At 32.4% G+C, this 21,480-nt stretch carries 12 protein-coding genes and 1 pseudogene; 11 read left to right on the forward strand and 2 right to left on the reverse strand.

Annotation, left to right across the window (positions count from 1 at the left end; translation table 11 throughout):
- Nucleotides 1-15 precede the first annotated feature (15 nt).
- Nucleotides 16-4,416: pseudogene (locus JX000_RS12270) on the forward strand (DUF1542 domain-containing protein).
- Nucleotides 4,417-4,666: 250 nt separating this feature from the next.
- Entirely contained in the window at nt 4,667-10,216 is a 5,550-nt protein-coding gene (locus tag JX000_RS05045; RefSeq protein ID WP_206140953.1) for a DUF1542 domain-containing protein, read from the forward strand.
- Between the two features lie 43 nt (nt 10,217-10,259).
- On the opposite strand, the gene JX000_RS05050 is transcribed toward JX000_RS05045, so the two are convergent.
- Nucleotides 10,260-11,528 carry a BaiN/RdsA family NAD(P)/FAD-dependent oxidoreductase gene (locus JX000_RS05050; RefSeq protein WP_145506631.1) on the reverse strand — a complete coding sequence of 423 codons (1,269 nt, stop codon included), beginning with the start codon at nt 11,526-11,528 and terminating at the stop codon, nt 10,260-10,262.
- A gap of 318 nt (nt 11,529-11,846) precedes the next feature.
- Here JX000_RS05050 and JX000_RS05055 point away from each other — a divergent pair, with 318 nt between their 5' ends.
- The 8 genes from JX000_RS05055 (at nt 11,847) to JX000_RS05090 (ending at nt 19,898) form a co-directional block, all read left to right on the forward strand.
- The gene (locus JX000_RS05055) at nt 11,847-13,508 is read left to right on the forward strand and encodes a putative polysaccharide biosynthesis protein (protein ID WP_206140954.1); all 1,662 of its coding nucleotides are present in this window, start codon (nt 11,847-11,849) and stop codon (nt 13,506-13,508) included.
- On the forward strand, nt 13,505-14,197 hold the full coding sequence (locus JX000_RS05060; RefSeq protein WP_124227864.1) for a pseudouridine synthase: 693 nt from the start codon (nt 13,505-13,507) through the stop codon (nt 14,195-14,197). Before JX000_RS05055 ends, JX000_RS05060 begins: the two co-directional genes overlap by 4 nt.
- 21 nt (nt 14,198-14,218) lie before the next feature.
- Entirely contained in the window at nt 14,219-14,644 is a 426-nt protein-coding gene (locus JX000_RS05065; RefSeq protein ID WP_002452159.1) for a YtxH domain-containing protein, read from the forward strand.
- Nucleotides 14,645-14,814: 170 nt separating this feature from the next.
- Nucleotides 14,815-16,224 (forward strand): dipeptidase PepV, encoded by a 1,410-nt coding sequence (pepV, locus tag JX000_RS05070; RefSeq protein ID WP_002452160.1) that lies wholly within the window; start codon nt 14,815-14,817, stop codon nt 16,222-16,224.
- 3 nt (nt 16,225-16,227) lie between these two features.
- Complete coding sequence (gene dat / locus JX000_RS05075) at nt 16,228-17,076, forward strand: D-amino-acid transaminase (protein WP_107532491.1); 849 nt, start codon at nt 16,228-16,230, stop codon at nt 17,074-17,076.
- Nucleotides 17,077-17,436: 360 nt separating this feature from the next.
- Nucleotides 17,437-18,228, forward strand: coding sequence for a phosphotransferase family protein (locus JX000_RS05080; protein WP_206141003.1), 792 nt, complete (start codon nt 17,437-17,439; stop codon nt 18,226-18,228).
- 13 nt (nt 18,229-18,241) lie between these two features.
- Nucleotides 18,242-18,886 carry a tRNA (guanosine(46)-N7)-methyltransferase TrmB gene (trmB, locus tag JX000_RS05085; RefSeq protein WP_107532489.1) on the forward strand — a complete coding sequence of 215 codons (645 nt, stop codon included), beginning with the start codon at nt 18,242-18,244 and terminating at the stop codon, nt 18,884-18,886.
- A gap of 175 nt (nt 18,887-19,061) precedes the next feature.
- Nucleotides 19,062-19,898, forward strand: a complete 837-nt coding sequence (locus JX000_RS05090) for a YtnP family quorum-quenching lactonase (RefSeq protein ID WP_206140955.1) — start codon at nt 19,062-19,064, stop codon at nt 19,896-19,898.
- Between the two features lie 92 nt (nt 19,899-19,990).
- Here the strand turns inward: JX000_RS05090 and JX000_RS05095 are convergent, their stop codons facing one another.
- A complete protein-coding gene (locus tag JX000_RS05095; protein ID WP_124227862.1) occupies nt 19,991-20,305 on the reverse strand; it encodes a PepSY domain-containing protein in 315 nt (104 codons plus the stop codon).
- 85 nt (nt 20,306-20,390) lie between these two features.
- On the opposite strand from JX000_RS05095, the gene JX000_RS05100 reads away from it, so the two are divergent.
- The gene (locus tag JX000_RS05100) at nt 20,391-21,467 is read left to right on the forward strand and encodes a M42 family metallopeptidase (RefSeq protein WP_107536082.1); all 1,077 of its coding nucleotides are present in this window, start codon (nt 20,391-20,393) and stop codon (nt 21,465-21,467) included.
- The last annotated feature ends 13 nt before the right edge of the window (nt 21,468-21,480 follow it).

A 21,480-nucleotide genomic window follows, 5' to 3' on the forward strand; every position in this document is an offset into this window, starting at 1 on the left:
AATATTGTTCCTGTTATTAAACCTAATGCAAGACAAACTATAAATGAAAAAGCAAATGAGCAAAAACAAAAAATTCAACAAGACCGTATTGCAACACAAGAAGAAAAAGAAGCTGCTAATGCACAAGTTGATAATCATGTTACAACTGCACTGAACAATATTAATCAAGCACATACAAATAATGCTGTAAACGAAGCTAAAAATAATGGTGTGAGCGATATTAATTCTGATGTGCCAGAAAATACGTATCGTGCAAACGCAATTACAGCGATCAATCGAGCAGTGGCCAAACAACGTGAGCAAATTGATGAAAACCATGAAGCAACACAAGAAGAAAGAAATACTGCACTGAATGAACTTAATCAGGCTTCTGAACAAGCGATTCAAAATATAAATCAAGGCATATCAAATAGTGATGTCGATCATGCTAAAGATAGAGGATTAGATGCTATCTTAGATATTTCACCTATACCAGTTGTTAAGCAAGCAGCAAGAGAGGCGATCGCTAATAATGCTCAACAAAAGATTGCAGATATAAATGCCAATCATGAAGCGACTTTAGAGGAACGAGAAGCTGCTATTAAGTTAGTGAATCAAACGGTTACGACAGCAAATGATAATATATTAAAGGCTAATACTAATAACGATGTTGATATGGTTAAGAATAATGCATTAAATCAAATACAAGCTATTACACCTGCAACTATCGTTAAATCAATCGCTAAAAATGCATTAAATCAAAAAGCCCAAGAACAACATAATATTATCTTTAATAACAACGAAGCAACTGTAGAAGAACAACAAGCAGCTCAACTTATATTAGATCAGGCATTAAACACGGCTATACAAAATATAGATAACGCTGATACCAATCAACAAGTAACAGATGCGAAAAATAATGGATTGCATGAGATTGGTAATGTTCAACCTTCAACACAAGTTAAAACGGATGCTAGAAATGCAGTTACTAATAAAGCGAATGAAGCGATTATAAATATTAACGCAACACCTGGTGCAACTAGAGAAGAAAAACAAGAGGCAGTTGGTAGAGTGAATCAATTATTGAATCGCGCTATTAATGATATTAATACTGTTAATACAACACCAATGGTAGATGCAATTAAAAATACTGCGCTTAATGATATCAGTAATGTACAACCAAACGTAACGAAAAAGCAAGAAGCAATTGGCATATTGAATAATAATGCTACAGCTAAAAAACAAAATATAAATCAAACACCTGATGCAACTACTGAAGAAAAAGAGGCAGCCATTACACAAGTGAATCAAGCACTTAACCAAGCTATTGAACAAGTAAACCAAGCTGATACAAATGCGCAAGTCGATCAAGCACAACAAAATGGTGATCATAATATTAATCAAATACAAGCACATGTTGTTAAAAAACCTGAAGCGATAAATGACATCAATCAACAGTATAATAATAAATTAGCTCAAATTAATCAGACACCTGATGCCACTATTGAAGAGAAAAATAAGGCTATTCAACAATTAGATCAAAATAAACAATAAGCATTGGAAGCAATCAATCAAGCACAAACCAATCAAGAGGTTGATCAAGCTAAAGACCATGCGATTCAAAATATAGACGCAGTTCAAGTTAATGTTGTAACTAAACCTGAAGCAAGACAAGCTTTAGCAGACGCCAAAACTGACCAAGAACGTAAGATTAATACGACACCTGATGCCACTATTGAAGAGAAAAATGTAGCTTTACAAAAGTTAGAACAAATATTTAATCAAGCGAATGAAGCAATTAATCAAGCACAGACCAATCAAGATGTAGAAGATAGACGACAACAAGCAATTGAGCAAATCAATATGACTTTACCTGAAACAGTCGTAAAAAATAATGCCAGAAAAAATATAGAAGCAGAAGCGAATCAACGAGATAATGTAATCAATAGTAATGGTGAATCAACACTTGAAGAAAAAGATGCTGCAAAACAATTGGTGGCACAAGCTAAAAATCAAGCTCTTCAAAATATTGACCAAGCACAAACAAATCAAGACGTTAATAATGCTGTAACAAATGGAAACCAAGAAATACAACAAATTGTGCCAGAAACGATTGTTAAAACAAATGCAAGACAATCATTACTTAATGCTATAAATAATAAAAAACAAGAGGCACTAGAGAATAAAGAAGCAACGCAAGACGAAAAAGATGCATTCATTAATAATTTGAATAATATATTAAATGATTTAAATCAACAAATCACTAATGATAATACCAATCAAGAAGTTGCTAATACAAAAGACAATGGATTAGAAAAGATTAATCAAACTGTGTTCAAGCCGACTGTGAAACAAAATGCTAGAGATGCATTACATCAGCTTGTAGAACATCAACAAGAAATTATTAATCAAGCCAAAGATGCAACCGATGAGGAGAAAAATAATGCATTAGATAGATTGCAGAATGCTAACAATCAGTTATTAGCTGATATCAATAACTCAGACACGAATGCACAAGTTAATCAAATCCAATCAAATAGCGATGCTATAATTCCCAACATATTACCTCATATTGTTGTCAAAGAAAATGCTAGATCAATGATAAACCAAACTGCGGATAATCAAGATAAGGTCATCAATGGCGTTAAAGATGCAACAGTAGAGGAGAAAGATGCAGCTATAAATGATGTCAATACTGTTGTTAATAAAGCTAAAAATGATATTAATCGATTTACAGATGATACTGAAGTAGAAAATACTAAAAATAAAGCAATTAATGATATTAAACAAATTTTACCGTCTACTAAAGTGAAAACAGATGCAAGATATGCCTTAAATCAAACTACAGAAACAAAAATGAATGCTTTATCACTAACACCTGATGCTACTAATGAGGAAATCAACATAGCGAAAGCCTTAGTCGAAAAACTATTAAATCAAGCCTTAGCACAAATTAATCAAGATAAAACTACAAATCAAGTTAACCTAACGGAGCAACAAGGTGTCCAATCAATTAATGACGTTCAAGTTAATGTAGTTAAAAAGAATGATGCAAGAGCCGCGATCACTAATGCTGAAGCAATTAAAAATCAATTGTTTAATAATAATGGTGAAGCAACAACTGAAGAAAAAGATGACGCGATTCAACAATTAAAGACAATTCTTCAAAATGCATTAAATGCTTTACAGTCAGATCAAACTAATCAACAAGTTGATCAAACAGAGACTCAATCAATTGAAGATATTAATAATGTAAAACTTAATATCGTAAAAAAACCTGAAGCAATTAATGAAATTGATCAAGCTTTCACAAAACAAGACCAAGTAATTAAGTTAACAAATGAAGCGACGACTGAAGAGAAAGAATTAGCATTACAGCAACTAAATCAAGCAGTAAACCAATACACTAAAGAGGTATCAAGTGCACAAACAAACCAAAATGTTGCAGACGTACTTTCAAAAGCGTTAAAAGATATTGAACAGATTATGCCTAATATTGAAGTGAAGCCTGCTGCGGTTAAAGTGTTAAAAGAATTATCAAGTCAAATTAAAACACATATTAATGATAAAAATGAGGCAACTCAAGAAGAAAAAAATGACGCTATCAATCAATTGGAGGAAGCTTTAAAAAATAGTATTGATACAGTAGACCAATCATTAACTAATGCGGAAGTTGCTAAAGCTAAAATAGAATGGGAAATTCTAATAAAGAGTATTAAGCCAATTGTTAAAGTGAAACCAGAAGCAAATGAAGCATTAACATCAATTGCTCAACGAGTTATTCAAGATTTTGATCGTATAACTGAAGCCACACAAGAAGAGAAAGATGAAGCCATTGCGAAGGTTCATAAAGAATTGGAAATAGCCAAAATATTAGTAATGAAAGCATTAACAAATGAAGAAGTAGCGCAAATAAAACTTAAAGAAGTGCAACTCATTGAACATATTCAACCAGTAATTGAAGTGAAACCTAGTGCTAAAGATGACATCAATCTTGTTGCAAATGAAGTCAAAGATAAAATAAATCAACTTAAAAATGTTAATCCAAAAGCAGTAAAAAATGCTTTAAATAGAGTTGAAGATATTTTAAACGAAGCTAATGCATTAATTAAAGATGCAAAAACAAATGAAGAAGTAGCACAAATTGTTAAAGAAACAATTGAAAAATTAAAAGCAATTCAATTACCTATAGCGGAACCTGAAGTAGAAGTTACTTTAGAGAAAGAAATAGAACCAGTTGTATTCTGTAATACTAGAGATAATAAATTTTTCATAGAAAAAGAAGTAAAGAACACTTGTGATTTTAAGGAAGAATCTGTGCAAGAGTTGCCTAATACAGGTATAACTAATTATCAACATCCAATCGTTCCTATTATGTTTACATTTGGTATAAGTATATTTGTAAGTAGCTTAAAACGAAGAAAAAAGGTTAGTTAAGATTTGAAATGAATTCATTGAAATATGAATGAGTTATTAAGTTTGCACCAATGATAATTATTAAAATAATAGTAACAACTTTGAAATAAAAATGTTATTTAATAGACTAGATTTAAAAATATATTGATGATAAAATCAATAATAAATAAATAGGTTGTATGAATTTATTATATGCGTACAATCTATTTGTTATAGAAATAAATTTCTAATACTCAACATCACGATTGATACACCTAGGAGGATAGTCATTATGAATTTATTTAAGCAACAAAAATTTAGTATTCGTAAGTTTAACGTTGGTATTTTTTCAGCATTAATAGCAACGGTAGCATTTTTAGGCGTTAATCCTAATAGTGCAGATGCTGCTGAACAAGATAATGTCAATGTTAATGGCCCATTGACAGATAATGTCGTTAATCAGGGACAGCCCAATGATCAGACATTACCAAATGAAAATCAAGCTGGAAATGTTAATCCTGCAAATGAACAAACATCACCTCAAAATGTTGTAGCTCAAGAACAAAATCAACAACAAAATGATAACAAAAATGCTGTTGAAACAAATAATGAGCAAATCGCTAATCCAGAAGCAACAGAAGCTAATAATGATGCCAATCAACCTAATGCAGTTATTGATAATCCAGTAAATGAAGGTAATCAAGAACAAGCTCAACCACAGTCTAATCAAGAGCAAGCTCAAGAAACGCCAAAAGAAAAACAAGATAAAGAGTCACCCATTGAATCAAATGAAGGATTAAACAAACAAAGCAAACCAGTTGCTACTGTTGAAAATAATCAAACACCTAAAAAACGTAATAAACGTGATGTGGGTGATGACCAAAATGGTAATAATGTAGCACCTAATCAGAACCAACCTGTTAATGCTCAAGATGAAGCATTAGAAAATGCGAAACAAGGTGCAACAAATGAAATTAATCAAAAAGCTACTGATAAAAATCAAGCAATTGATAACACAACAGAAGCCACTCAAGAAGAAAAACAATTAGCTTTAAACGATGTAGCACATCAACAATTTAATGCTAATAATAATATCAATCAAGCAAACACAACGGACGATGTAACAACAGCTAAAAATAATGGTATTGCAGCCATTGATGCTATAAATGTACAAGCACGTACAAGAGATGCAGCAAGAAATGCAGTAGTTCAAAAAGTTGCAGATCAAATTTTAACAATTAATAATAATCCAGATGCAACGAATGAAGAAAAACAAGAAGCAGTTAACCAAGTACATCAAACAGAACAACAAGCATTAAAAGATATTAATGCAGCTAATACTGAAAATGAGATTAACGGCATTCAAACACAAAATGTTAATGCAATCGGTAATGTTGTACCTGCTTCAACAGCTAAACCAAATGCAATTGCAGAAGTAAATCAAGCTGCTGCTACACATAATGGTGACATAGATGCAAATCAAAATGCTACAAATGAAGAGAAAGCTGTGGCAAAAGAACAAGTTAATGGCTTAGTTCAAAATACAACTACTAATATTAATGACGCGTCTAATAATCAGGATGTAACGCAAGCCAAAGAATTAGGTATAAATCAAATTAATGCAGTTACGCCAGCTACTACAGTTAAAGACGAAGCAAAGGCTGAAGTGAATCAGTCAGCTGAACAAATTAGAAATAATAATACAAATAACTATATGGATGCGACAACAGAAGAGATTAATGTTGCCAATAATCAAGTAGATCAAATTGTAAATCAAGCAAATACTGCAATAGGTGCGGCAAATACAACAAATGAAGTGAATGAAGCTAGAGATCATGCGCTTCAAGAATTACAAAATGTTGCTCCAGATGAAGTTAAAAAGCCAGATGCTAGAAATACAATTGATCATGCATATGAACAAAAGAAACAAGCAATTAATGACTCAAATCAATCAACTACAGAAGAAAAAAATGATGCAATGAATGTTTTAGACCCTAGAAAGAATGAAGCATATAATAATATTGATCAAGCATTAACAAACGATGAAGTTGCTAATGCGGTTACTAATGGTATAAATCAAATTAATGATGTAACGCCATCAACAGATAAGAAACAACAAGCGAAATCAACAATTGCACAAGATGCAGACAATAAAAAACGATTAATTAATCAAGATACAAACTCTACAACAGAAGAACATAATGCAGCTAATGCAAATGTTGATGCAGCTGTTACTAAAGCTAATAACGACATTGACCAAGCAGCAAGTAATGATGATGTTGACAATGCTGTAACAACTAATCAAAATGATATCAATCAAATTCAACAAGAAGCACAAGTTAAACCGGCTGCAAAAGCTGAAATTGCTCAAAAAGTAACTGACCAAGAAGGTGTCATCCAAAATACGCGTGGTACAACTACAGAAGAACAAAATGAAGCTCAACAAGCATTACAAAATGCTAAAACAGAAGCAGACCAAGCAATAGATGCGGCACAATCTAATGCAGATGTTGAAAATGTTAAGAATGAACAAATTGCAAAAATTGCAGCCATTACACCATCTAAAGATTATAAAAATAATGCGATAGCTGAATTAGAAAATGTAGCAAATCAACGTAAACACGATTTGACACAAGACCCGGATATGACTAATGAAGAAAGAGATTATGCCAATGATTCAGTAGATCGTATGTTAGGTCAAGGTAGTGCCAACGTTTATCAAGCTGCGAATAAACAAAGCGTTGATAGTAATAAAAATGATGGTATTAATACTATTAATCAAGTTCAAGCATTTGTAACAACTAAATCTAATGCTAGAAACGAAATTACTCAAGCTGCAGATCAACGTAAAGCGACATTTCCTAATGATAATAATGCAACAACAGAGGAAAAAGAAGCAGCAACAAATAATGTGGATGCACTCGTTGCAGCTTCAAATGAACAAATTAACCAAGCTAAAACTGACGCAGCAGTAAATCAAATTAAAGATCAAACGATTCAAGAAATTAATCAAGTTATACCTGCAAATACTAAAAAAGAAACAGCATTAGCTGATATTAAAACTAAACAAGATCAACAAACATATATTATTAACAACGAACCTAATGCAACAACAGAAGAAAAAGAAGCGGCATTACAAACATTAACTCAAGCAGTGACAACTGCAAATGATGAAATTAATGCTGCAACTACAAATGCACAAGTTGACACAGCAGTTCAAAATGGTGAAACAAATATTGGTAATGTTGTTCCTGAAACTCAAACTAAGACAAATGCTAAAAATGAAGTTGATCAAGCAGCAACAAATCAAAATAACACTATTGATCAAAACCAAGATGCAACAACAGAAGAAAAAGATGCAGCTAAACAACTGGTAGCTCGCACACAAAATAATGCTAATCAAGCTATTGTAAATGCAGAAAATGCTGCAGATGTTGAGGCTAAAAAGAATGAAGGCATTAATAGTATAGGTCAGATTACTGCTGATACAGGAATTAAAACAGCTGTTAAAACAGATTTACAAAATCAAGCTAACGATAAAAAACAACAAATAGCTAATAATAATGGTTCTACGGAAGAAGAAAAACAAGCTGCAAATACAAAAGTTGATGATGCGTTACAACAAGGTTTAACAGATGTGACTAATGCTCAAAGTATTGTTGATGTAAATAATGCTGTTAAAGCAACTGATCAAGCTATTCAATCAGTTCAACCAGAAACAACTGTTAAAGACAATGCAAAACAAGATATTCAAAATATCATTAATCAACAAAAAGATGCTGTAAATCAAAACCCTCAAGCTACAAATGAAGAAAAACAATTAGCATCTAATAAATTAGATGATATTGCGAATCAAGTGACAGGTAATATTGATCATGCAAATACAAATAATGATGTAGATCAAGCTAAAAATGAAGGTACAACTCAAATTAATCAATTTGTACCATCTATTGTTAAAAAGTCAAATGCAACACAAGAACTAGATAATGCAGCTGATTTAAAACAAGAGGAATTAGATAAAACACCTAATGCAACACAAGAAGATATAGCGGAAGCTAAACAAGCTGTTCAAAATGCATTAACATCAGCAAAAGATCAAGTTGCTCAAGCTCAAACTGATCAAGATGTAGATAACGCTAAGGCAAATGGTGTATCTGAAATTAAAGCAATCCAACCAATTGGAACTCTTAGACAATCTGCATTAGAAGAATTTACTAATGTTTATAACGATAAAGTAAGTGAAATAGAAGCTGACTTTGATGGAACACAAGAAGAAGTGAACGCTGCGCTTGCAGATTTAGCAGCAATTAAAACTCAAGCTGAAGCATCTATTAATCAAGCCATTAACGTAGCTAGATTAACTGCTGCAAAAGAACATGCTATAGAAAATGTGAATCAATTTGATGTAACATTCACTAAAAAACCGTCAGCACTCACTCATATTAAACAAGTTGCTACAACTAAAGAAAATGAAATTAATGCAAATGCTACTGCTACAGCACAAGAAAAAGAAGCGGCTATTCAAAATGTTAATGAACAATTAGAAATTGCTGAAATCAATATTAATAATGGTGAAACAAATCAAGAAGTTGAGGATGCCTTAACTAACGGAGAAACTGCAATTAATGGTATTAATCCAGAAGTTGTAACTAAACCAAACGCGATTAATTCAATTGATAATTTAGCAAATCAATTAAAAGAAACATTTGCAAATACACCTGGTGCAACAGTTGACGAATTAAATGAAGCTAATCAACAAGTTGACAATATATTAGAATCTGCTAAAACTGAAATTGCCAATGTAACTTCTGATATTGATATTGCTCAAATCAAAGCCAATGCAATGAATGATTTAAATGCAGTCGTAGTAAATGTTGAACAAAAAGCAATTGCTGCGAATGCGCTTAAAGAACAAGCAGACAAGGTTCAAGACATGATTGATTCCAATGAGGATGCTACTGAAACTGAAAAATTAGCAGCTGAAGAACAACTAAATGATATTTTAGAACAAGGTCTATCTGATATTGATGCTAAAGATACTAACGATGACATTACTAAAGTAAAAGAAAGTGCTTTAGAACAACTTAAAGCAATTAATGTCGTTGCGGTGGTAAAACCAGAGGCAAGAAATACAATTGCAAATCTTGTTCAAAAACAAATCGATAAAATTAATAAAACTCCTAAAGCAACTAAAGAAGAGAAAGAAGCAGCGATTGAACAATTAAATCCAATCGAACAAAATGCGATAGAACTTATTAAAGCAACACCATCTGATTCTGAAGTGAAAACGATTGTGAAAGACGCTGAACAACAAATTTCACAAATCGAAGCACAAGCGTCAATCAAAGATGAAACAGAAAAAGAAATTAATAAGCATATCCAACAGCAAAAAGTAATAATCAATAATGCTGATGTTTCTCAAAGACAAAAAGATAAAGCATTAAGTCAATTAGATCGTCTTGCTTCACTTATTGCTGATCAACTAGACGCTGCTGATACAAATGAAGCAGTTATGAAAGTGAAAGAAGAAGCTATTGAACAAATTGAAGCAATTCTTCCAGAAACAGAACAACAAAGTCCACAAAAATCTGATGTAGGATCTAATCCTACTAAAGAAGCAAATGGAAATGACGAAGGTAACGATGAATCAAACGCATTAACTAAAATTGAGTCTGATGAAAGTGTTGAAACAGACACAGAAGTTGATAAACAAAATAGTTTAGAAACATTACCTGAAACTGGACAACATGATAATCAATTACCATTAGCGGGTATCACATTTGCTGCAGGTGCTGCCTTAGTTAGTAGAAGAATGGTTCAAAAGAAAGATAAATTAAAATAAATAATATATAAACAGAGTCTAGAGAAATCTAGACTCTGTTTTATTAATTGTTCTTTAAAGTATTATGTTTGCCAGCATTTAAACCAGCAACATGACCAGTGACTAACGCGCTTGTGATATTATATCCGCCAGTATAACCATGGATATCTAGCACCTCACCACATAAAAATAGCCCAGTAACTAATTTAGACATCATCGTTTTAGGCTCTATTTCTTTTAATGAAACGCCTCCACCAGTAACAAAGGCTTTATCAATAGGTAAGGTACCGTTAACCTTGAATGTAAACCCTTTTAATAAATTAACAATTGTAGTCAATTGCTGATTGGATAAATGGTGCGACGTTGTCTCGTTATCAATATTAGCTTGTTCTAATATAAATAATAAATAACGTTCTTCGATCAGACCGTGTAAACTATTTTTAATGAATTTATCTGGCTGTTCTTTTAACATACGTCGAATTTGTTGCGTAAGTTCTTCTTGATTTAACTCTGGAAAAGCGTCAAGAGACATTAGAATTTCGTTTTTCTTTTGATTCTTTTGTTCTTTATATACAAATTGACTACATCTTAAGGCGGCAGGACCGCTGACACCAAAATGTGTAAAAATCATATCCATTTGGTGACTAATTCGTTTTTTGCCATTTTTCTTTAAAACGGATAATTCTACATCTTTCAAACTTAATCCTTTTAAAGTTTTATCTTTGATAAAGCGCTCAGGGGATGTGATTGGCACTTCGGTAGGGAATAAATCAGTTATGGTATGTCCCATAGATTCTGCGAAGCGATAACCGTCACCTGTCGAACCAGTTTGTGGAACACTCGTGCCACCTGTTGCTATAATCACACTATTTGCTTCATATGTTTGTTGTGATGTCTCAACCGTAAAGATACCATTGTCATTTACAGATAGACGAGTCACTGCTGTTTCTTCTTTAACAGTAACTTGTTGTTTGTTAATTGTGCTTACTAACGTGTCAACGACATCTTGGGCCTTATTTGAAACAGGAAACATTCGTCCGTGGTCTTCTTCTTTTAATTTAACGCCACGACTTTCAAAGAAATCAATAATGGATTCATTATCAAATATTGAAAAAGGACTATATAAAAACTTACCGTTACCTGGTATATTTTTAATTATTTCTGCATAGGGTAAGCGATTGGTAACATTACAACGACCACCACCTGATATTTTTAATTTTCTACCCAGACCTTTTTTCTTTTCTAATATAAGAACTTGATTACTATTAGAACTAGCAGCTACTGCAGCCATTAAACCACTTGGGCCACCACCGATGATGATTGTTTGATACATATTAACTTCCTCCAATGAATATTCAACACTATTGTATATGAATCAAAAAATATATGCTATAGAAGTTGTATAATTAGATGACAATGAATAAAATAATAACTATAATAGAAAACTTGAAGTATCTTAGATACATAATCTATTCAAACGGATAATAAAGGATTAATTCGTTATCATCTTTTAAACAATTAAAATTATTATAAAATCAATCCCCATGTTAGTCTTTTTGTGATATATTTTATAATAATGTAAGCTAATGATAACGAACACAACATGAGTTCAACTAGGTTTAATAAACTTTTAAAGATAGGAAGATAGTTAATGAGCGAAAGTAAAGAAATGGTTCGAGGGACCTTTTTAATTACACTTAGTATTTTAATTACCAAAGTTCTTGGTGTACTATTTATTATTCCATTTAACCATTTAATAGGTGGACAAGAAAATATGGCACCGTTCACGTATGCTTATGCACCGTATAATATTGCGATAGCTGTAGCTACAGCAGGTGTACCACTTGCAGCCTCAAAATATGTAGCTAAATACAATGCTTTAGGTGCGTATAAGGTCAGTCAGAAATTTTATAAATCAAGTTTTATTGTCATGAGTATAACAGGTGTATTAGGATTCTTAATTCTATATTTCCTAGCACCTTTTATCTCAGAATTAACTTTATCTCGTAATGCGTCAGATAAAAATGGCTGGTCTGTCGCAGATATCACTTGGATTATTCGAATCATCAGTATGGTAGTTATCTTCATACCGGTATTAGCAACTTGGAGAGGTATCTTCCAGGGATATAAATCAATGGGACCAACAGCTGTATCTGAAGTAACTGAACAAATAGCTCGAGTGATTTTCATTTTAGTAGGTAGTTATTTAGTATTAAATGTATTTGATGGAACAGTATTAATGGCTAATGGTATCGCAACATTTGCTGCAGCTATTGGTGCTATAGCAGGTATTCTTACTTTATGGTATTACTGGAGAAAGCGTAAGAAAAATATTGATAAAATGGTATTGTCAGATTATACCGATATCAATGTTTCTTATGGCAATATGTATAAAGAAATCATAAAATATAGTATCCCATTTGTAATTGTAAGTTTAAATTTCCCATTATTTAATTTAGTCGATCAATTTACACACAATGGTGCATTATCTGTAGTGGGTGTTTCATCACAATTGCAAGACATTTTCTTTAATATGTTAAATATGTCGACAAATAAAATTGTTATGATTCCAACGTCATTAAGTGCTGGTTTTGCAGTAAGTTTAATTCCATATATTACCAAAACGTATGAAGAAGGTCGTTTTGAAGAAATGCATCGACAAATCAGAACGTCAATTGGTGTACTGATGTTCATTACAGTTCCAGCTAGTATTGGAATTATGGCATTGGCACAGCCATTATTTACAGTCTTTTATGGATATGATCCAGTAGTTCAAGGTCATGATCCTAACTTTGATGGTAGTCGATTACTGTTTATCTATGCACCTGTTGCAATTCTAATTTCACTGTTAAGTGTTACAGCGTCAATGTTACAAGGTATTGATAAACAGAAGTTAACAGTTTATGTAATTTTAGGTGCAGTTGCTATAAAATTAATACTTAACTATCCACTTATTATGTTATTCCATACACCAGGAGCTGTACTAAGTACATCATTTGCATTACTCTTTGCAATTGGATGTAACTTCTTCATATTGAAGAAATATGCACAGTTCAAGTTTAGTTACAGTTGGATTCATTTCGGTAAAATCTTTTTATACTCATTTATTATGATGCTAGGTGTAGAGTTAGTATTCTTTATTGGAAAGTTATTCCTAGCTCCTAGCAAAATAGGCTATTTAATTATTATTTCTGTAGGTGTGGTTGTAGGTGCAGCAATATACGGCGGTATTACAATTAAGACTAAATTTGCAGATGAGTTTTTAGGTGATATTCCTGAGAAAATCAGACGTAAAGTTGGTTTCTTAAGATGAGACTAGATAAATTTTTAGCTAACATGGGCGTAGGTACACGTAATGAAGTAAAGCAAAGTTTAAAAAAAGGTTACGTTAAAGTGAACAATGAAGTGATCAAGTCTCCAAAAACGCAAATTGATCCTAATGAAGATATCATTACAGTTAATGATGAAAAAATAATATATATCGATAAAGTGTATATCATGTTAAATAAGCCATCTGGTGTAGTATCAGCGACTGAAGATGATAAACATCAAACTGTTATAGATTTAATCCCTGAGTATCAACACTTGGGGATTTTCCCTGTAGGTAGGTTAGACAAAGATACAGAAGGCTTACTACTAATCACTAATGATGGTCAATTTAACCATGATTTGATGAGTCCAAATAAACACGTGCCTAAAACTTACGAAGTAGTATCAAAAAATGATGTAACACAAAGCGATGTAGAGCGATTTAAAGAAGGATTAGAATTGTCTGATGGGTTAGTAAAACCTGCACAATTTGAAATCATTGAAAATCGACGATCACGTGTTACGATATACGAAGGTAAATATCATCAAGTTAAAAGAATGTTTCATGAGATAGAAAATGAGGTATTACAATTAAAACGTATTAAAATTGCTGAATTAGAGTTGGATACATCTCTTAAATTAGGCGAATTTCGTTTATTAACAGAAAATGATTTTAAATTACTTTTAAACTAAAGAAAGAGAAGGTGTTTGAATATGGCAAAAGGAACAAATTTATTTAGAGTAGTATTAGGTTTAGGTGGTGCAGCAGCAGCAGTTCTATTATCTCGTAAAGAAAGCAGAGATAAATTAAAAGATCAATATAATCAATACAAAGAAAACCCAGAATCATATAAAGCGAATGCTAAAGACTTCGCAAATCAAATTAGTTCTAAAGCTAATGAAACAATTCAAGATGTTAAAAGTAATCCAAAAGGTTACGTAGAAAGAATTAAAAATGACCCTAAAGCATTCTTCGAGGAAGAAAAAACTAGATTCACAAATTTAGATGAAAATAAAGCTGATGATTTAGAAGAAGGTAAATTTGATGATGAAGGTGGCGCTACAGCTAATAATAATTTACGCGTCGTATCAGAAGAAGATCTAAAAAATAATAAAAATGCTTTAGAAGATAAAAAATAATTTTTAATAAGCTAAACGCCTATACACATTTCTCGAAGAAATCGTGTATAGGTGTTTTTTTGTAATAAAAATTTAGAAAATTTAGTAATTTTTCTAACATCTTACTGTAGTTTCGCAGTAACTTCATGTAAAATGGAAAATAACTTATTAAAAAAGGAAGTCGAATTCGAATGTGGAAAGAAAAAGTTCAAGAATACGAAAACCAAATCATTGAAGACCTAAATGGATTATTATCAATAGAGAGTGTAAGAGATGACAGTAAAGCAAACGATGATGCACCAGTAGGTCCAGGCCCCAAAGAAGCATTAAATTATATGTATCAAATTGCAGAAAGAGACGGCTTTTCTACACATGATGTTGATCATATAGCTGGTAGAATTGAAGCAGGCCAAGGTGACGATGTATTAGGTATTCTTTGTCACGTTGATGTTGTACCGGCTGGTGATGGATGGGATTCAAATCCGTTCGAACCAGTAGTTACTGATAATGCTATCATTGCTAGAGGCACACTAGATGATAAAGGACCTACGATTGCGGCCTACTATGCTGTGAAGATATTAAATGATATGAAAGTAGATTGGAAGAAACGTATTCATATCATTATTGGTACAGATGAAGAGTCTGATTGGAAATGTACCGATCGTTATTTTCAAACTGAAGAAATGCCTGCATTAGGATTTGCGCCAGACGCTGAATTTCCTGCGATTCACGGTGAAAAAGGTATTACGACATTTGACTTAGTACAAAATGAAATGGCTGAAGATGTAGATGAACCAGATTATGAATTATTAGCGTTTAATTCTGGACAACGTTATAACATGGTGCCTGATCATGCAGAAGCTAAAGTATTAGTCAAAGAACACATGACTGATGTGATACAGAACTTTGAATACTTTTTAGAAACACATCATCTACAAGGTGAAAGCACTGTAGATAGTGGTATTCTTATTTTAACTGTTGAAGGTAAAGCTGTTCATGGCATGGACCCTTCTTTAGGAATTAATGCAGGACTTTATCTTTTAGAATTCTTAGCTACGTTGAATTTAAATAAAAGTGCAAAAGATTTTGTGGACTTTAGCAACCAATATTTACACGAATCTCACTTTGGAGAAAAAATGGGAATGAAATTCCATACTGATATTATGGGTGATGTCACTACAAATATTGGTGTGATGACTTATGATAATGAAAATGCTGGTCGCTTTGGTGTGAATTTGAGATATCCTCAAGGATTTGAATTTGAAGAAGCTATTGATCGTTTCTCAAAAGAGATTGAAACATTAGGATTTAGAATAGAAATGGGTAAAGTACAAAAACCTCATTATGTGGATAAAAATGATCCATTTGTTCAAAAATTAGTGACTGCATACAGAAACCAAACTGGAGATATGACAGAACCGTATACAATTGGTGGCGGTACTTACGCAAGAAACTTAGACAAAGGTGTCGCTTTTGGTGCTATGTTTAGCGACTCTGAAGACTTAATGCATCAGAAAAACGAATACATCACGAAAAAACAACTATTTAATGCAACGAGTATTTATCTCGAGGCGATATACTCATTATGTGTGGAGGGATAATTTATGACAAAAGTTTTTATTAATGGTGAATTCCTAGAACAAGAAGAAGCAAAGGTATCATATGAAGATAGAGGATACGTGTTTGGTGACGGTATATATGAATACATTCGTGCATACGAAGGTAAGTTATTTACAGTTAAAGAACATTTTGAAAGATTTTTAAGAAGTGCTAATGAAATTGGATTAGATCTGAATTATACAGTCGATGAATTAATCGAATTAGTGCGTAAATTATTAGAGGTTAACGGTGTTAAAAATGGTGGGATTTATATTCAAGCAACACGTGGTGCATCACCACGAGAACATTCTTTTCCAACACCACCGGTAAAACCTGTATTGATGGCATTTACAAAGAGTTATGATAGACCGTTCGACGATTTAGAAAAAGGTGTCTATGCTGTTACAACAGAAGATATTCGTTGGTTACGTTGTGACATTAAAAGTTTAAATCTTTTAGGGAACGTATTAGCTAAAGAATTTGCTGTGAAATATAATGCTAGTGAAGCAATTCAACATCGCGGTGACACTGTTACAGAAGGTGCTTCAAGTAACGTCTATGCTATCAAAGATGGAAAAGTGTACACGCATCCTGTGAATAACTTTATTTTGAATGGTATTACAAGAAAAGTTATTAAATGGATTTCTGAAGATAAAAATATTCCATTTATTGAAGAAACGTTTACTGTTGATTTCCTAAAAAATGCAGATGAAGTGATCATTTCTAGTACATCAGCTGAGGTCATGCCTGTAGTTAAGATTGATGGAGAAGATGTCGGAAATGGCAATGTAGGTGAAGTTACGAGACAACTTCAAGATGGATTTAACGAATATATCAAAACACATAGTTTATAAGTTGAATAATTATCAAAATTTCTCCAACTATCTCACTCTAAATATGTTATAATCTAAGTCAAAGTAGTTTTATAATTTTTAAACGAGCGGACTAGTAAAATGTGTCTTTTAGTTTCTCATTTTTAGTTGAAATATAATGGTAAAAATTATAAAATCTTCTATGAGTGATAAAAAATGAGGACGCAATTTTAAAGCGTATTTTTAGGGACAAAAATATAAAAATTAGCCAACTCACAAAACTGTAAAATAAATTTAAACAAGCGTGTAGAAATGACTATACGGTTTCTATAAATTAGAATATATGGCTCTTGAAAAACATATTTCTGGAGCCATTTTCTAATTGAAAGTGAGGTGAACGTGTTGGAGCAGTTTTATCAGTTAGGGTGGACATTAGATTCAGCTGGCGGTGCTTCTGGTGAAGCTTATATGGCTGAACAAGATGGTCAGAAGTTGTTTTTAAAACGAAATACTAATCCTTTTATAGCAGCTTTATCTGCAGAGGGTATTGTACCTAAGTTAGTTTGGACGAAAAGAATTGAAACTGGTGAAGTCGTAACGGCGCAACATTGGAAAAACGGTCGCGAATTAACAGCGAACGAAATGCAACAGTCTAGAGTAGCCAAAATACTGAAAAAAATCCATAATTCTAAACCATTATTGACCATGCTAAAAAGAATGGAAATGGAACCAATTACACCAGATATTATGCTAAATAAAATTAATGCATCTCTTTCAAGAGAAGTTTTAACACATCATGTTGTTAGAAAAGCATTAACGTATTTAGAAGAGCATATACCTAATTTAGATTCAAGATTTTTCACTGTTGTACATGGTGATGTCAATCATAATAACTGGCTTTTATCAGATCGTGATGAGCTATTTTTAGTAGACTGGGAAGGTGCAATGATTGCAGATCCTGCTATTGATATTGGTATGCTGCTTTACAACTACGTTCCTGAAAATAAATGGTCTAAATGGTTTGAAACATATGGTGTTCAAGAAAGTTTAAATCTAAACAAACGTATGAAGTGGTATACGGTTATTCAATCTATTGGTATGGTTCAATGGTATGAAGAACAAAAGCGTTTTAAAGATATGAATACATGGCTTGAATTTTTAAATGAAGTGATGAATAGCAACTTATTTATATAAGGAGAAATTGAGTATGAGAGTTCGCTACAAACCTTGGGCGGAAGATTATTTGAAAGACCATCCAGACTTAGTTGACATGGATGGTTCGCATGCTGGGCATATAGATGAATGGTTTGAACAAAAGCAACCGATTTATATTGAAATTGGCTCAGGAATGGGGCAATTTATTACAACACTTGCCGCACAACATCCAGAAATTAATTTCGTGTCAATGGAACGTGAAAAAAGCGTCATGTATAAGGTATTAGATAAAGTTAAAGAACAAAACTTATCTAATCTGAAAATGATTTGTAATGATGCGATAGAACTTAACGAATACTTTAAAAATGGTGAAGTTTCAAGAATTTATCTTAATTTTTCTGATCCATGGCCTAAAAAACGTCATGCTAAAAGAAGACTTACATATCATACATACTTAGCATTATATAAACAAATTTTAATTGAAGATGGCGAAATTCACTTTAAAACCGATAATAGAGGTCTTTTTGCGTACAGTCTAGAAAGTATGTCTCAATTTGGTATGTACTTTACAAAGATGAATTTAAACTTACATGAAGAAGATGACGAAGATAATATTTTAACAGAATATGAACAGAAATTTTCTGAAAAAGGTTCTAGAATCTATCGAATGGAAGCTAAATTTCATAAAAATATATAATGAAAAAGACAAGCACCTTAACTGGTGCTTGTCTTTTTGTGTGAATCAAAGATGTTCTGAGTCGTCACGGTATTTAACCATAATAGAGCAATGTCAATTATTGCTAATGTCCTAAAAATATTATAGATTATAATTAAGTTTGACTGTTTCAAGACTAAAATGGGGAAGTGATTTGATGAGGTTAGGTGCATTGACAATAGATGATATAAATGGAGGCAATACGCATATAGATGGTGGCGCGATGTTTGGTGTTGTACCCAAACCACTTTGGACAAGAAAATATAAAGTAAACGACAAGAATCAGGTTCATACGCCTACGCATCCAATTCTTATTCAACACCCAGACTACAATATTTTAATAGATGCAGGTATTGGTAATAATAAATTAACAGACAAGCAAAAAAGAAATAGTGGTGTTACACAAGAAAGTTTTATTAAAGAGGAATTAGCATATTTTGGATTGACACCAGATGATATAGATATGGTCTTAATGACTCATTTACACTTTGACCATGCTGCGGGACTTACCAATGAACATGGGCATGCACTATTTAAAAATGCTACACACTATATTCAACAAGATGAATGGCATGAATTTTTAGCACCGAATATACGTAGTCAGGCGACGTATTGGAAGGAAAATCAAGGAGATTACGAAGAAAAAGTTATATTATTTAAAGATAACATCGAACCAGTTCCAGGTATTAGAATGATACATACAGGTGGACATAGTAATGGACACTGTATCATAACTATTGAAAGCGAAGGGCAAAAAGCAGTACATATGGCTGATATTTTCCCAACCTTAGCACATCGTACTCCATTATGGGTTACAGCATATGATGATTACCCTATGACATCGATTGAAGAAAAGGAAAGATGCATTCCTTATTATATTTTTAATGATTATTGGTTCTTGTTTTATCATGACGAGGAATACTTTGCACTTAAATTTGATTTAGATAAACACAACGTTAAAGAGACAGTTAAACGTGCATATAGACAATATTAAATCAATGAAAAAAAGGTTATAGCTTTGTTCAAGAATCTCAAAATTGAGGCATGAACTTACTATAACCTTTAATTTTTATATAAATGTGTAATTTATAACTCTATAATATTTAATACTTCACCTGAATAGGCATCTGCATAAAAATCATAATCTACGAGTTGTCCATTTTTAGTTGCAGTTATGCCACCGAGATAAACTGGTTTGTGAGCATTAATGTTAGGATCATTAAGAGGTTGATGTACGATATAAGAGCCTTTAACGTCCATAAAATATGTTTTAACTTCATTTAATAATTTATCGGGATTATAATATTTTTTCTTAGCTAGGTATGTAATGACACCAGCTGAAATGATTACAACCGTACAAGCACCTATGATAGATAAATTTTTACAATTTAAACACTTCATCATTGTATCTCCCTTTTTCATAATTCATATTATTAGTTTACCATAATGAAGATGATATAATAAGTTATAAGGAGTGAAGCATTAAATGACTATAAATGAAAGTAAAACAATAGATAGAATACAGCATCTTACTGAATTACATGGTGCGCCAGGTTTTGAAGATGATATTAAAGCATATATGAAAGATCAAATGACGCCATTTGTGGATGAGTTTATAGAAAACAGAATGGGTGGTTTTTTTGGAGTGAAAAAATCAGCTAAGCCGAATGCAAAACGTGTAATGGTAGCTGCACATATGGATGAAGTTGGTTTTATGATTACACATATTACTGAAAATGGTATGATCCAATTTACAAATCTTGGTGGCGTTGCTAATGATATTTGGCAAGGACAAAGGCTCAAAGTAAAAAATCGTAACAACGAAGAAATTACAGGAGTTGTATCTAATATCCCAAAACATTTTAGAACAGGAAACGAAGTTGTTCCACAAATTAGTGATTTAATGTTAGATATTGGTGCGACATCGGCTAATGAAGTGAGACAAAGAGGTATTGAAATAGGCGATACGATTGTACCAGATACTACATTCACTCAATTATCCAAGTATCGATTTAGTGCTAAAGCATGGGATAATCGATATGGTTGTCTCATCGCGATTGAGATATTAGAATTATTGAAAGACATCGAGTTAGATGTAGATTTATATGTTGGGGCAAATGTACAGGAAGAAGTTGGGCTACGTGGTGCTAAAGCATCTGCTGAACTTGTACAACCAGATGTTGCATTTGTAGTTGATTGCTCTCCAGCAAATGATATTAAAGGTCCTAATCAGTTGTCTGGTGCGTTAGGGGAGGGGACATTGATTCGTATTAAAGATGGAACAATGATTCTTAGACCATCATTCAGAGATTATTTACTTCAATTAGTCAATCAATATGATATTCCTCATCAATATTATATGTCTCCAGGCGGAACTGATGGGGGCGAGATTCATAAAGCGAATACAGGAATTCCTACAGCCGTTATAGGTGTCTGTGCACGTTACATTCATAGCACAGATGCTGTATTTGATATTAGAGATTACTTTGCAGCAAGACAACTATTAAATAAAGCAATCGTAAATTTAAATGAAACACAAATTGAAACATTACAATATTATTAACTAACAGGAGTGA

Source organism: Staphylococcus sp. SB1-57 (genome assembly GCF_017086425.1).
GTDB lineage: Bacteria > Bacillota > Bacilli > Staphylococcales > Staphylococcaceae > Staphylococcus > Staphylococcus warneri_A.

Coding starts and splice junctions, on each gene's coding strand:
- JX000_RS05100 (WP_107536082.1), top strand. CDS start 20,391: ATGACTATAAATGAAAGTAAAACAATAGATAGAATACAGCATCTTACT.
- JX000_RS05090 (WP_206140955.1), top strand. CDS start 19,062: ATGAGGTTAGGTGCATTGACAATAGATGATATAAATGGAGGCAATACG.
- JX000_RS05045 (WP_206140953.1), top strand. CDS start 4,667: ATGAATTTATTTAAGCAACAAAAATTTAGTATTCGTAAGTTTAACGTT.
- JX000_RS05055 (WP_206140954.1), top strand. CDS start 11,847: ATGAGCGAAAGTAAAGAAATGGTTCGAGGGACCTTTTTAATTACACTT.
- JX000_RS05060 (WP_124227864.1), top strand. CDS start 13,505: ATGAGACTAGATAAATTTTTAGCTAACATGGGCGTAGGTACACGTAAT.
- JX000_RS05095 (WP_124227862.1), bottom strand. CDS start 20,305: ATGAAGTGTTTAAATTGTAAAAATTTATCTATCATAGGTGCTTGTACG.
- dat (WP_107532491.1), top strand. CDS start 16,228: ATGACAAAAGTTTTTATTAATGGTGAATTCCTAGAACAAGAAGAAGCA.
- pepV (WP_002452160.1), top strand. CDS start 14,815: ATGTGGAAAGAAAAAGTTCAAGAATACGAAAACCAAATCATTGAAGAC.
- JX000_RS05065 (WP_002452159.1), top strand. CDS start 14,219: ATGGCAAAAGGAACAAATTTATTTAGAGTAGTATTAGGTTTAGGTGGT.
- trmB (WP_107532489.1), top strand. CDS start 18,242: ATGAGAGTTCGCTACAAACCTTGGGCGGAAGATTATTTGAAAGACCAT.
- JX000_RS05050 (WP_145506631.1), bottom strand. CDS start 11,528: ATGTATCAAACAATCATCATCGGTGGTGGCCCAAGTGGTTTAATGGCT.